The organism is Micromonospora solifontis, from assembly GCF_003725545.1.
Taxonomy (GTDB): domain Bacteria; phylum Actinomycetota; class Actinomycetes; order Mycobacteriales; family Micromonosporaceae; genus Micromonospora; species Micromonospora solifontis.
Genome location: NZ_RJLN01000116.1, coordinates 1 through 12,693, shown reverse-complemented (window position 1 = coordinate 12,693; position 12,693 = coordinate 1). Strand labels below are relative to the sequence as shown.

Below are 12,693 nucleotides of genomic sequence, written 5' to 3'. Positions count from 1 at the left end.
GCGGCGCGCCGCACCCGGGCGAGCCGGTCCCGGCCGGCGGCCAGGTCGGCGTCGGCGTCGGCGAGCCGGTTGCGGGTCGCGCCGAGGGCCTCGGAGAGCATCCCCCGGACCCGCGACACCAACTGGGCGCGGACGTCAGCCACGGGCGGACTCCCGCTCGTCGGCGTCCTTCGGCAGGTCCCGCCCGAGCCGGTCCAGCAGCACCCCGGTGAGCACCCCGGCGGTGACCGCCGGGTCGGCCGCGTGCGGCTGCTCCTGGTCGCCGGGGCGGCGCGGCGGGGGCATCCGGCAGACCCGGGTCAGCAGGGTGTCGAGCACCGGCGGCGGCAGCCCGGGCAGCAGGTCCCGGACCCGCCCGTCCAGCTCCCGGCGCAGCCGGCCCAGGTCGTCCGCGCGGGGCGGGTGCCCGAGCAGCTCGCCGGCCAGGTCGCGCAGCAGCGGCGGGGCGATCGCGGCCAGCCCCAGGCCGACGTCCGCGTGCGCCCCGCGCAGCTCCCGGTGCAGTCGCTCCCGGTCGCCGGACCGGACCCCGGTGACCACCCGGCGCAGCAGCTCCCGGGCGTCGCCGACCCGGTCGTCCGGCTCGCCCGGCGCGCCCTCCCGGCCGCCGGTCAGCTCGGCCACCCGCACCGCCCACCACCGCCGCACGGTGGGCTGCTCGTCCGGCTCGGGCGCGCTGGCCGGGGCGGCCGGTGGGACGTCGCCCTGCGGCGCGTCGTGCTTCGGCCGGCGTCGGTCCCCGGTCGGGGCGGGCGCCCCGTCGGCGGCCAGCCCGATCGCGGCCAGGTACGCCGACAGCTGCTCCTGGGCCACCCGCAGCGCGTACCCGGCGGTTTCGGCGTGTTCGGTCGCGGCCGACAGCTCCGGCACCCCCATCGGGTTGGCCGACTCCTGGCGTACCCAGCGCAGCCGCTCGGTGGCCTGGCCGAACTTCTCCAAGGCCAGGGCGAGCGGGGCGAGCGGCAGTTCCTCGGCGGCGGCGCGGACCTGCGCGCCGATGTCCTCGACGATGGACACGGCCCGGCCCCTCAGAGGGTGGCGACGTAGAGCTGCGCCTGCTCGACCGCGGTCAGGGTGGCGGCGAGGCACTCCTCCAGCTCCTGGGCGGCCTGGGTCAGCGACGCCTGGGCCGCCTCGACGGTCTCGTGCCCGCTGCCCTCCAACGCGCCGGCCAGGGTCTGCTGCGCCTCGGCCAGTTTCTCGCCGGCCGCCTGCACGGCTGTCTGCCCGTCGCCTATCTGCTGCAGGGCGACATCGATGGCTGCCTTCAGCTCGGCGACGCTCGCCACGGGGGACCTCCTGGGGGCAAGGGAGATCTCCATTACAACCCATCCCGACGGGTGGACGAACATCCGCCCTCGCGGTGTTCCTGCCCTGCTGTCCGATTGTGCCGTTGACGTGCGGGAAGAGCCGGTGTGGCCGCTCGCCGCGGTCCCGCCGGTGAGACAGCCGGTCCCGTCGACGGCTGGGTCAGCGGGGTACCCAGCGCGGCCCGTACACCTCGGCGCCCAGCGCGCCCACCCGGGACCGCAGCTCCCGGTCGGCGGTGACCACCACCCGGCGGCGGCCCGGCGCCGCCGCGACCAGGTCGACGACGGTGTCGTCGCCGGAGCCCGGCGCGGCCACCACCGTCACCCCCGGCACCGCCGGCACGTCGCGCGCCGCGCCCTCCACCACCAACACCACCTCCACCGGTGGCGGCAGCTCCGGGGGTACGCCGGCCGCGGCGAGCGGCACCAGCGCGTCGCGCAGCCGCGCGGCCGCCCCGGCCCGGTCCCGCCACCAGCCGTCCGGGCGGGAGCCCACCACGTTCGCGCCGTCGACGATCAGCAGCGGCCTGGTCTCCATGCCCCCAGCGTGCCACCCGGCCGCGTTTGTCGCGCCGAGCGCCGGGTAGCCACCGCCGACCGTGCCGCGCCATGTCGCGCCCCGGCCGTGCCGACCGACTGCGGAGGACAGAGATGATGGGACCCGGTGACTTCGGCAACGACCCGTGGGACGAGTTCCTGGCCCGGTACTTCGGCCGGGGCGAGGGGGGACGCCGGCCGGCGCACCGGGTCGACATCACCCGGCTGATGACCGCCGACGCGCGGGAGATGCTCGCCGACGCGGCCCGCCGGGCCGCCCAGAAGCACAGCAACGACCTGGACACCGACCACCTGCTCTGGGCGGCGCTGCAACGCGAGCCGCTGCGGGACCTGGTACGCCGGGCCGGCGCCGACCCGGACGCGCTGGTCAACGCCCTCGGCGGCCGGGGCGAGGGGGCACCGCGGGGCGAGGTGCCGCCGAACCTGTCGCTCACCCCGGCGGCCAAGCGGGCGCTGCTCGACGCGCACCAGCTCTCCCGGGCGATGGGCGCGAACTACATCGGCCCCGAGCACATCTTGATGGCGCTGCCGCTCAACCCGGAGTCCCCGGCCGGCCGGATGCTCGCCGCCGGCCGGATCCAGCCGGAGTCGTTGCAGGCGGCCAGCGCCGAGCGCGGCCCGATGGCCGGCCCGAAACCGGACCGCGGCACGCCCACCCTGGACCAGTACGGCCAGGACCTCACCGACCTGGCCCGGATGGACCAGATCGACCCGGTGATCGGCCGTGCCGACGAGATCGAGCAGGCCGTGGAGATCCTGTCCCGGCGGACCAAGAACAACCCGGTGCTGATCGGCGAGGCCGGAGTCGGCAAGACCGCCATCGTGGAGGGCCTCGCCGAGCGGATCTGCGACGGCGACGTGCCGCAGACCCTGATCGGCAAGCGGGTCATCCAACTCGACCTGGCCGGCCTGGTCGCCGGCACCCGCTACCGGGGCGACTTCGAGGAACGCCTGAAGAAGGTGATCGACGAGATCCGGGCCCACCGCGAGGAGCTGATCATCTTCCTGGACGAGATCCACACCCTGGTCGGCGCGGGCGGTGCCGGCAGCGAGGGCGGCATGGACGCGTCCAACATGCTCAAGCCGGCCCTGGCCCGCGGCGAGCTGCGGGTGATCGGCGCGACCACGCTGGACGAGTACCGGCGCAGCATCGAGAAGGACGCCGCCCTCGCGCGCCGGTTCCAGCCGGTGCTGGTCCCCGAGCCCAGCGTCGACGACACCATCACCATCCTGCGCGGACTGCGCGACCGCTACGAGGCCCACCACCAGGTCCGGTTCACCGACGAGGCCCTGGTCGCCGCCGCCGAGCTGTCCGACCGGTACGTCACCGACCGGTACCTGCCGGACAAGGCGATCGACCTGATCGACCAGGCCGGCGCCCGGGTCCGGCTGCGTACCCGCACCCCCGCCTCGGACGTGCGCGAGCTGGAGCAGCAGCTCGACGACGTACGCCGGGACAAGGAGCAGGCGGTCGCCGACGAGCAGTACGAGAAGGCCTCCCAGCTGCGCGACCGGACCGCCGAGCTGGAGGAGCAGATCCGCCGGGCGAAGGGCGACGAGGGCGGCGGCAGCCAGGTGCCGGAGGTGGGGCCGAAGGAGATCGCCGAGGTGGTCTCCCGGGCCACCGGGATCCCGGTCAACCAGCTCACCGAGGAGGAACGCGACCGGCTGCTGCGCCTGGAGGGGCACCTGCACGAGAAGGTGGTCGGCCAGGACGAGGCGGTCAGCGCGGTCGCCGAGGCGGTGCGCCGCTCCCGTACCGGGCTGGCCGATCCGAACCGGCCGATGGGCAGCTTCCTCTTCCTCGGCCCCACCGGCGTCGGCAAGACGGAGCTGGCCCGGGCCCTCGCCGAGGCGCTCTTCGGCGAGGCGGACCGGATGGTCCGGGTGGACATGAGCGAGTTCCAGGAGCGGCACACGGTCAGCCGGCTGGTCGGCGCGCCGCCCGGGTACGTCGGCTACGAGGAGGCCGGCCAGCTCACCGAGGCGGTCCGCCGCCGCCCGTACGCGGTGGTGCTGCTGGACGAGATCGAGAAGGCCCACCCGGACGTGTTCAACATCCTGCTCCAGGTGCTCGACGACGGCCGGCTCACCGACAGCCAGGGCCGCACGGTCAACTTCAAGAACACAGTGCTGATCATGACGAGCAACCTGGGCTCGGAACTGATCACCGGCACCCAGCGCACGGTCGGCTTCGCCACCGGCGAGCCCGGCCAGCAGGAGGCCAGCGACCTGCGTGAACGGTTGATGCGGCGGCTGCAGGAGAACTTCCGGCCGGAGTTCATCAACCGGATCGACGAGGTGATCATCTTCCAGCGGCTGGAGGCCGAGCAGTTGCGCGAGATCACCGGGCTGCTGCTGGAGGAGACCCGGCGCCGGCTGCACGCGCAGGACATCCAGGTCGACTTCACCACCGCCGGTATCGACTGGCTCGCCGAGCACGGCTACCAGCCCGAGTTCGGTGCCCGACCGCTGCGCCGGGTGATCCAACGGGAGGTGGACAACCGGCTGTCCCGGATGCTGCTGGAGCACGAGATCTCCCCGGGGCAGAAGGTCGTCGTGGACGCGCGGGACGGGCAGCTCGCCGTCGAGATCCGCGCCGGCGACCGCGGCTACACGGCCGCGACGACGTCGCACCCCCGATGAGGCAGGGCGGCCCAGCCCGGACGGAGCGGAGGGCGGAGATGACCGAACCCGAGGAAACCCGGGAGGACACCGGACGCAGCGAACCGATCGTCGCGCCCCCGACGGCGAACCCGTCCCGGGTCAAGGTGCCGCCCGAGGGCTTGAAGCAGCACAGCGAAGACGGTGAGGGCGACCGGACGCCGTCCGGGCCGCCGCCGGGAGAGGAGGCGTGATGGTACGCGAGGCGCGACTGGACCCCGAGGTCGAGGTGATCTGGGACGACTTCCACGCCGAGGTGAACGTCCCCTCCGAGAAGCTGCGCCAGTGGCTGCTGACCCGCGGGTCGGGGGAGGAGGCGTTCGGCCCGAACCCGGACCTCGACCTGCCCGAGCCCGGCCGGCAGATCCTCCACGTCCTCACCAAGCGCAAGGTGGACCTCACCCCGGAGGACATCGAGGTGATGCGGGACGCCATCGAGCGGATCCGGGCGCTCACCGCGGAGAAGCCGCGCCGGGGCAACGCCGACGACGAGTGGCGGCACGCGCTGCTCGACCTCGGGCACGACGTCCTCATCGAACGCTGACCGCGCCACGGGCGACGGCACCCGGGAACGCCCCGGGTGCCGTCCGCGTCCGCGCCGGCCTACTCCGATTCCATGCTCGGCAGTTGCAGCCCGGCGGCGTCCGCCGCCGCCTGCCGGTCGGCGCGGGCGTGTTCCTCGCGGCTGAGCAGGTTGGCGTACTCGGTGATGTCCGCCGGGTCCGGCACCTCGGGCAGCCGGCGTAGGAAGGTCTCGACGTCGGCGGAGGCGGCGGTGTGCGCGGCGGCCGCCTGGCGCAGCAGCTCCCGCTGGTCGGCGGCGGGGTACAGATCAGTCATGCCGCCGTGATACCCGCGTTCAGGCGCTTCGCACCCCGCCCACGGTCGCCGGCTGCGCGCCGAAGTCCCGATGGCGCAGCAGCCAGGCCAGGTAGTCCGGATGGTTCGCGAGGGCGTCGGTGTACGCGGCCACCGCCGTCTCCAGCACGGTCTCGGCGACCCGGGCGGCCGGCGCGTCCGGGTGCCAGCCGAGCAGCAGCCGCCAGCGCAGCGGCGTCCCGGCCAGCCGGCGGGTCACCAGGCCGGCGACCGGGCGGAAGGTGGCCTGGCACAGCGCGATGGCCTCGCCCGCGTCAACCAGGTCCAGGCAGCCCCGCACGTCCACCTCGTACACCTTGCGGGGGGTGAAGCCGGCGCGGGCGCAGGCGGCGGCGAAGCAGTCGCCGAAGCAGCCGTCGCCCGGCGCCGCCACCCACTGCTCGCGCCGCAGGTCCACCAGGCGGATCTCGTCCCGGTCGGCCATCGGGTGACTCTGCTTGAGCAGCACGAAGACCGGGTCGACGGCCACCTCCCGCCAGCTCAGTCCGAACTCGGCCGACGGGGTGGCGTCGCCGCACACCCCGGTGAGCGCGAAGTCCAGCCGGCCGCCGGCCACCAGCTGGGCCAACTCGTCGACCGACCAGGAGGCGTACGTGGTGATCTGCACCTCCGGCTGCTCGGCGGCGAGCCGGTGCACCAGCCGACCGAGGATCGGGCTGTTCACCCCGCCGAACCGGTACCGCCGCGGCGGGTCGCCCGCCCCGGCCAGCCGGGCCGCCTCGTCCTGCAGCCCCTTCATCGCCGGCAGCAGCACCCGGGCCCGGTCCAGCACCAGCTCCCCGAGCGGGGTGGGGCGGGCGCCCCGGCGGTCCCGCTCGAACAGCGGCCCGCCGAGGGCCCGTTCGATGCGCTGGAGCTGAGCGGTCAGTGCCGGCTGGGCCAGGCCGAGGGTGGCGGCGGCCTTGGTGACGCTCCCCGTCTCCGCGATCGCGCAGACCACCCGCAGGTGTCGCAGCTCCAGATTCATACGGTGACGGTAGGACCACGAAGCGGCGCGCGGAAGGGCCGTTCCGCCATCGGCGTATGCCGATCGCTCGATCGACCTGGCTCACCGGCCGGGCGGGCGCTCCAGGTCCGACAGCTGGGTACGCCGGCCGGTCACCGCGTCCCGCACCTTGTCCAGCACGCCGACCGCCGGCTCCACGATCTTGTTCCAGGGCGGGGTGGCCGGCGTGCCCGGGTGCGGCCGGGTCGGTGCCGCCTCCTCGGCGATCTCCCACCGGTTGCCCAGCCGGATCAGCTCGGCGTCGGTCGCCACCTGCCGCAGCGGGGTGACCAGCGCGGTGACCCGACTGACGTGCCGGGCCACCCGGTCGGCGACGTCGGCGAGCGCCGCGTCGTCGACCCCGGACAGTTCCTTCAGGGCGGTCAGCAGCGCGGCGTCCGCCTCGATCTCCCGGTCCACCAGCTCCGCGCTCTCCGGCACCGCGGCCCGGGCGGCGGGGAAGAGATACTGCTCCTCGGCGGAGAGGTGCCGGGACACCGCGGCGGTGAGCACGTCGAGCACCTCCCGCCGGCGCTCGGCGGTCGACCCCGCGTCGGTGACCTGCTCGGCCAGGTCGAGCAGCGCCCGGTGCTCCCGGTCCACGATGTCGGCCAGGCTCCGCCCGCCCGGCCGGTACGCGTCGTCGGCGGCGGGCGGCAGCGGGGGCAGGGGAACGGTCATGGCGCCCTCCTCGACGGGGAACCTCGACGGCCGTCCGGGCCCGGCGCGTCCGACGCCGCGACGCCGGACAGCCGATCGACGGATGTGGTGGTCCGGGACGGTGCGGCGGTACCCGCCCGCGCCATCCGCGAAACCGCCACCGGCGGGGGTGGGCCGGCCGGCCGGGCCGGCTGGTATGAAGAAGCGATGACGAGCGACGCCGCTTCCGCCCGACCGGATCCCACCGACGAGGTCGTGGACCTCTGCCGCGACCTGCTGCGGATCGACACCACCAACACCGGGGACAACGACACCAGCGTGGGGGAGCGCCGTGCGGCGGAGTACGTCGCGGCGAAGCTCGCCGAGGTCGGCGTCGACGCGGAGATCCACGAGTCGGTGCCCGGCCGGGCCAACGTGGTCGCCCGCATACCGGGCACCGACCCGGGCCGGGACGCGCTGCTGGTGCACGGCCACCTCGACGTGGTGCCCGCCGACCCCGACGAGTGGTCGGTGCACCCGTTCTCCGGCGAGATCCGCGACGGCTACCTGTGGGGCCGCGGCGCGATCGACATGAAGGACTTCGACGCGATGGTGCTGGCCGTGGTCCGCGGCTGGCAGCGCACCGGCGTCCGCCCGTCCCGGGACGTCGTGCTCGCGTTCACCGCCGACGAGGAGGCCGGCAGCGACTACGGCGCGCGGTTCCTGGCGGAGCGGCACCGGCACCTCTTCGACGGCTGCACCGAGGCGGTCGGCGAGGTGGGCGGCTTCTCGTACTCGGTCAACGAGGCCACCCGGCTCTACCTCATCGAGACCGCCGAGAAGGGGATCGACTGGCTGCGCCTGCACGCCAAGGGCCGCCCCGGGCACGGCTCGATGGTGCACGACGACAACGCGGTCACCGCGCTGGCCGAGGCCGTCGCCCGGATCGGCCGGCACCGGTTCCCGGTGGTGATGACCGACACCGTACGGGCGTTCCTGGCGGAGGTCGCCGACGTCCTCGGCATCGACATCGACCCGGACGACCCGGAGACCGCGATCGCCAAGCTCGGCCCGATCGCCAACATCATCGGCGCGACCATCCGCAACACCGCCAACCCGACCCGGCTCCAGGCCGGCTACAAGGACAACGTCATCCCCGGCCGGGCCACCGCCACCATCGACTGCCGCAGCCTGCCCGGCCAGTCGGAGCTGCTGGAGCGGCAACTGCGCGAGCTGGTCGGGCCGGACATCGACATCGAGTACGTCCAGCGCCAGCCGGCCCTGGAGACCACCTTCGACGGCGACCTGGTCGCCGCGATGTCCGCCGCGCTGCGCGCCGAGGATCCGGGCGCCCGTCCGGTGCCGTACATGCTCTCCGGCGGCACCGACGCCAAGGCGTTCTCCCCGCTCGGCATCCGCTGCTTCGGCTTCGCGCCGCTGCGGCTGCCCGCCGACCTCAATTTCTCCGGCCTGTTCCATGGCATCGACGAGCGGGTCCCGGTGGACGGACTACAGTTCGGCGTGCGGGTTCTCGACCGGTTTCTCCGCAACTGCTAACCGTGTCCGTCGCGTCACCCGTCGGCGCGGAATCTCCCCCATCGGAAGGGACTGCCTCACATGACCGACCAGCACGGTGAGCTGGACGCCGCCCTCGAGCGGGTGATCGACGCGGCCCGCGCCCACCTGGCCGCCGTCCGGGCCGCCCAGGGTCGCATCGACGACGACGCCGTCTGGCAGGCGTACGTCGCGTTGAACAACGCCTCCTTCGCCTACGACGAGCAGCTGCTCGACGCGTTCGGCGAGGTGACCCCCTGGGACGTCGAGTCGATCGACCCGGACGAGGCCGACGAGCGCTTCGGCGGCGCCGAGGGCGTCGAGGCCACCGACCCGCACCCGCGGGTCATCTCGGTGCGGCAGCGCCGCGACTACCGGGTGCCGAGCATCTCCGCGCTGATCCGGGCGGCGGAGGCGGCCCGCCGCGAGGGCACCCCGGAGGAGGAGCAGCCGGCCCCGGTCGAGGGCGTCGGCGAGGCGGTGCTGGAGCTGCTGCAGAGCGGCGACGGCTCGCTCAGCGCGCTGGACGTGCCCGAGCTGGAGCCGCTCGACGGCGTGGTCATGGTCAGCGAGGTGGGCACCCCGGTCGACCTCGAGTCGTTCGACGACGACGACCCGGTCGGCCCGTTCCAGCCGGCCGCCGACGACCGGCTGGTCGGCCGGCTCGACGAGCACCCGTTCCTGGAGCTCGACGAGGAGCACGACCACGCCCACTAGGCCGTGACGCCCCGGGGCCCGACCGTGCGGTGCGGGCCTTCGGGGTGCCGTGCCTCAGTACGACAGGCCCGGCTGCGGCTGGTTCACCCGGCGACGGCGCAGCATCACCTGCCGCGTCCCGTCCCGGTACAGCCGCACCCGGGCCAACTCCCATCCGGAGAACTCCGCCTGGATCGCCAGCTGCGCCGCGGCGGTCAACCGGTCGACATTCGCGGGCAACCGCAGCGGCGCGTATTCGTAGTCCATGCGTTCCATGCTGCCCAGCCCGGCGGTGCTTCGCCACCCCCTGACGGTGATCCCCGTCGCCCGGCACGGCCGGTCGCGCCGCCTCGGTGGCGTCCGGCCCCGGGCCGCTCAGCCGTCCCGTTCCGGGTAGCCGACCGGCACCGCCGAGACGTCGTCCAGCGCGGTGACGATCTCCTCCGGCAGCGTCATCCGCTCCACCTGGAGCGCGCCGAGCAGCTGCCCGACGGTGCGGGCGCCGAGGATCGGCGCGGTCACCCCGGGCCGGTCCCGGATCCAGGCCAGGGCCACCTCCATGGGCGACACGCCCAGCCCGCCGGCGGCGGTGGCGACCGCCTCCACGATGCTGGAGCAGCGCGGCTCCAGGTACGGGGTGACGAACCGCTCGAAGTGCGGCGACGCGGCCCGGGAGTCCGCCGGGCGGCCGTTGCGGTACTTGCCGGTGAGCACCCCGCGGCCCAGCGGCGACCAGGGCAGCACGCCCAGCCCCAGCGCCTCGCAGGCGGGCAGCACCTCGCGCTCCACCCCCCGCTCCAGCAGCGAGTACTCCACCTGGGCGGCGACCACCGGGGCCCGGCCCGGCCAGGCGGCCTGCCAGGCGGCGGCGCGGGCGGTCTGCCAGCCGGAGAAGTTCGACACCCCCACGTACCGGGCCTTCCCGCTGGACACCGCGTGGTCCAGGGCGGCGAGGGTCTCCTCCAGCGGGGTGTCCGGGTCGTACCCGTGCACCTGCCAGAGGTCCACGTGGTCGGTGCCGAGCCGGCGCAGCGAGGCCTCCAGGGTGCGCAGCAGGTGGCCCCGGGAGTTGTCCCGGCGGCGGCCGTTGCCCGGCCGCAGCCCCGCCTTGGTGGCGATGAGCAGGTCGTCGCGGGGGACCAGGCTGCCCAGCAGCGACCCGATCACCGACTCGGCGTCGCCGTCGGCGTACACGTCGGCGGTGTCCACCAGGTTGCCGCCCGCGTCCAGGTAGCTCTTCAGCTGGGCGGCCGCGTCGTCGGCGTCGGTGTCCCGTCCCCAGGTCATGGTGCCGAGCGCGAGCCGCGAAACCGCCAGCCCGCTTCGGCCGAGCGGTCGCTGTTGCATGGGTGAACCTTATTTCGAACCTGCCGTCACGGATATCCTCGCCCGCAGTCAACTTCCTGCTCCACCCTCCGCGCAGGTTGTGGCGGGTTCGGGGTGAGCCGGTGATCGGCTCCGTAACCCCCATTGCGTAACCTGATGCGACCTGTGGTGCGGACGGTGGGAGGACCAGTGCGACTCGGGCTCAGCCTCGGATACCAGACGGCGTGGAGTACGCCGGCCGACCACCTGGCTCTGGCCCAGGAGGCGGACCGGCTCGGCTACTCGGTGGTGTGGGCCGCGGAGGCCTACGGCTCGGACTCGCCGAGCATGCTGGCCTGGATGGCCGGCCAGACCGAGCGGATCGACGTGGGCTCCGCGGTCATGCAGATCCCGGCCCGTACGCCGGCGATGACCGCCATGACGGCGGCGACCATCGACGCCCTCTCCGGCGGCCGGTTCCGGCTCGGCCTCGGGGTGTCCGGCCCGCAGGTCTCCGAGGGCTGGCACGGTGTCCGCTTCGCCAAGCCGCTCGCCCGGACCCGGGAGTACGTCGACATCGTGAAGCTGGCGGTCGCCCGCAAGGAGGTCGCGTACTCCGGCGAGCACTACACCCTGCCGCTGCCGGACGGGCCCGGCAAGGCGCTGCGGCTGGGCTTCCACCCGCCCCGCGAGCACATCCCGATCTACCTGGCCGCGGTGGGCCCGAAGAACCTGGAGCTGGCCGGCGAGATCGCCGACGGCTGGCTGGCCGTCTTCTACGCACCGGAGTTCGCCGAGGAGCAGCTCGCCTCGGTGCGCGCCGGCCGGGCCAAGGCCGGCAAGGAGCTGGCCGGTTTCGACGTGGTCCCGTCGGTGCCGGTGGTGGTCGGCGACGACATCGCGACCTGCGCCGAGCTGGTCCGCTGGTACGCCGCCCTGTACGTCGGCGGCATGGGCAGCCGGCAGCAGAACTTCTACAACCAGCTCGCCACCCGGATGGGCTACGGCGACGCCGCCCGCGAGGTGCAGGAGCTCTACCTGGCCAAGCGGCAGCGCGACGCGGCCGCCGCGGTGCCGATGGAGTTCATCGACCGCACCTCGCTGCTCGGCCCGAAGGAGCGCATCGCCGAGCGGCTGCGGGAGTACGCCGCCGCGGGCGTGACCACCCTGTCGGTGACGCTGTTCGTGGCCGACCGGGACAGTGGCGTGCAGACCCTGCGTACCGTCGCCGAGGCCCTGGAGCTGTCCGGAGTCGGCGAGTGACCTGGGTCGAGGCCATCGTCCTGGGCATCGTCCAGGGGCTCACCGAGTTCCTGCCGGTCTCCTCCTCCGGGCACCTGCGGATCACCTCGGCGATCTTCTTCGGCCGGGACGCCGGCGCGTCGTTCACCGCGGTGACCCAGCTGGGCACCGAGGCCGCCGTGCTGATCTACTTCTTCAAGGACATCTGGCGCATCGTCCGCACCTGGTTCCTGGGGCTGGTCGACCGCTCGGTGCGGTCCAGCCTCGACTACCGGATGGGCTGGTACGTCATCATCGGCACCATCCCGATCGGCGTGTTCGGTCTGCTGTTCAAGGACCAGATCCGCACCGCCGGCCGGAACCTGTGGCTGATCTCCTTCACGCTGATCTTCTTCGCGCTGGTGCTGGCCTTCGCCGAGTACTGGGGACGACAGACCCGCACGCTGGAGAACTTCCGGATGCGCGACGGCGTCGTGATGGGCTTCGCCCAGGCGATGGCGCTGATCCCCGGGGTGTCCCGCTCCGGCGGCACACTCACCTTCGGCCTGCTGCTCAACCTCACCCGGGAGACCGCGGCACGGTACTCGTTCCTGCTGGCCATCCCGGCCGTGGTGCTGTCCGGCGTGTTCAGCATCCCGGACGTCTTCGAGCCCTCCGCGCCCGGCACCGCCGCGCCGAGCGTGGCGCAGATGGTGATCGCCACGGTGATCGCCTTCGCCATCGGCTACGCCGCCATCGCCTGGCTGCTGCGCTACGTCGCCCACCACACCCTCTACCTCTTCGTGCTGTACCGGGTGGCGCTCGGCACCCTGGTGCTGTGCCTGCTGCTCACCGGCACGATCAGCGCCACCTGAGCTGTCC

At 74.0% G+C, this 12,693-nt stretch carries 15 protein-coding genes; 7 read left to right on the top strand and 8 right to left on the bottom strand.

Annotated features, from left to right (window positions below):
• Nucleotides 1-135: 135 nt before the first annotated feature.
• The 3 genes from EFE23_RS25350 to EFE23_RS25340 form a co-directional block, all read right to left on the bottom strand.
• The gene (locus tag EFE23_RS25350; RefSeq protein WP_123243423.1) at nucleotides 136-1,017 is read right to left on the bottom strand and encodes a hypothetical protein; all 882 of its coding nucleotides are present in this window, start codon (nucleotides 1,015-1,017) and stop codon (nucleotides 136-138) included.
• Nucleotides 1,018-1,028: 11 nt separating this feature from the next.
• Nucleotides 1,029-1,289 carry a hypothetical protein gene (locus tag EFE23_RS25345; protein ID WP_123243425.1) on the bottom strand — a complete coding sequence of 87 codons (261 nt, stop codon included), beginning with the start codon at nucleotides 1,287-1,289 and terminating at the stop codon, nucleotides 1,029-1,031.
• Between the two features lie 181 nt (nucleotides 1,290-1,470).
• Complete coding sequence (locus EFE23_RS25340) at nucleotides 1,471-1,848, bottom strand: hypothetical protein (protein ID WP_123243422.1); 378 nt, start codon at nucleotides 1,846-1,848, stop codon at nucleotides 1,471-1,473.
• Nucleotides 1,849-1,961: 113 nt separating this feature from the next.
• On the opposite strand from EFE23_RS25340, the gene EFE23_RS25335 reads away from it, so the two are divergent.
• The 3 genes from EFE23_RS25335 to EFE23_RS25330 are packed head-to-tail and all read left to right on the top strand — an operon-like array spanning nucleotide 1,962 to nucleotide 5,076.
• Nucleotides 1,962-4,514: an ATP-dependent Clp protease ATP-binding subunit gene (locus EFE23_RS25335; protein WP_123243421.1), complete on the top strand. Its 2,553-nt coding sequence runs from the start codon at nucleotides 1,962-1,964 to the stop codon at nucleotides 4,512-4,514.
• A 38-nt stretch (nucleotides 4,515-4,552) separates the two neighbouring features.
• Nucleotides 4,553-4,726: a hypothetical protein gene (locus tag EFE23_RS28650; protein WP_199737227.1), complete on the top strand. Its 174-nt coding sequence runs from the start codon at nucleotides 4,553-4,555 to the stop codon at nucleotides 4,724-4,726.
• Complete coding sequence (locus tag EFE23_RS25330) at nucleotides 4,726-5,076, top strand: DUF3140 domain-containing protein (protein WP_123243420.1); 351 nt, start codon at nucleotides 4,726-4,728, stop codon at nucleotides 5,074-5,076. The genes EFE23_RS28650 and EFE23_RS25330 overlap by 1 nt, the downstream gene beginning before the upstream one ends.
• Before the next feature lie 59 nt (nucleotides 5,077-5,135).
• Here the strand turns inward: EFE23_RS25330 and EFE23_RS25325 are convergent, their stop codons facing one another.
• The 3 genes from EFE23_RS25325 to EFE23_RS25315 all read right to left on the bottom strand — a co-directional run bounded on the left by EFE23_RS25325 (nucleotide 5,136) and on the right by EFE23_RS25315 (nucleotide 7,077).
• Entirely contained in the window at nucleotides 5,136-5,372 is a 237-nt protein-coding gene (locus tag EFE23_RS25325) for a hypothetical protein (RefSeq protein WP_123243419.1), read from the bottom strand.
• A 19-nt stretch (nucleotides 5,373-5,391) separates the two neighbouring features.
• Nucleotides 5,392-6,378, bottom strand: a complete 987-nt coding sequence (locus EFE23_RS25320; RefSeq protein ID WP_123243418.1) for a LysR family transcriptional regulator — start codon at nucleotides 6,376-6,378, stop codon at nucleotides 5,392-5,394.
• A gap of 81 nt (nucleotides 6,379-6,459) precedes the next feature.
• Entirely contained in the window at nucleotides 6,460-7,077 is a 618-nt protein-coding gene (locus tag EFE23_RS25315; RefSeq protein WP_123243417.1) for a hemerythrin domain-containing protein, read from the bottom strand.
• 186 nt (nucleotides 7,078-7,263) lie between these two features.
• Between EFE23_RS25315 and EFE23_RS25310 the strand changes: the two genes are divergently transcribed.
• Both EFE23_RS25310 and EFE23_RS25305 read left to right on the top strand, forming a co-directional pair.
• A complete protein-coding gene (locus EFE23_RS25310; RefSeq protein ID WP_123243424.1) occupies nucleotides 7,264-8,592 on the top strand; it encodes a M20/M25/M40 family metallo-hydrolase in 1,329 nt (442 codons plus the stop codon).
• A gap of 60 nt (nucleotides 8,593-8,652) precedes the next feature.
• A complete protein-coding gene (locus tag EFE23_RS25305; protein ID WP_123243416.1) occupies nucleotides 8,653-9,306 on the top strand; it encodes a hypothetical protein in 654 nt (217 codons plus the stop codon).
• Between the two features lie 54 nt (nucleotides 9,307-9,360).
• Here the strand turns inward: EFE23_RS25305 and EFE23_RS25300 are convergent, their stop codons facing one another.
• Nucleotides 9,361-9,552, bottom strand: a complete 192-nt coding sequence (locus EFE23_RS25300) for a DUF5703 family protein (protein WP_073838148.1) — start codon at nucleotides 9,550-9,552, stop codon at nucleotides 9,361-9,363.
• A gap of 108 nt (nucleotides 9,553-9,660) precedes the next feature.
• The gene (locus tag EFE23_RS25295) at nucleotides 9,661-10,632 is read right to left on the bottom strand and encodes an aldo/keto reductase (RefSeq protein ID WP_123243415.1); all 972 of its coding nucleotides are present in this window, start codon (nucleotides 10,630-10,632) and stop codon (nucleotides 9,661-9,663) included.
• 168 nt (nucleotides 10,633-10,800) lie between these two features.
• Between EFE23_RS25295 and EFE23_RS25290 the strand changes: the two genes are divergently transcribed.
• Entirely contained in the window at nucleotides 10,801-11,853 is a 1,053-nt protein-coding gene (locus tag EFE23_RS25290) for an LLM class F420-dependent oxidoreductase (protein ID WP_123243414.1), read from the top strand.
• Complete coding sequence (locus EFE23_RS25285; protein ID WP_123243413.1) at nucleotides 11,850-12,686, top strand: undecaprenyl-diphosphate phosphatase; 837 nt, start codon at nucleotides 11,850-11,852, stop codon at nucleotides 12,684-12,686. The genes EFE23_RS25290 and EFE23_RS25285 overlap by 4 nt, the downstream gene beginning before the upstream one ends.
• Nucleotides 12,687-12,693 lie beyond the last annotated feature (7 nt).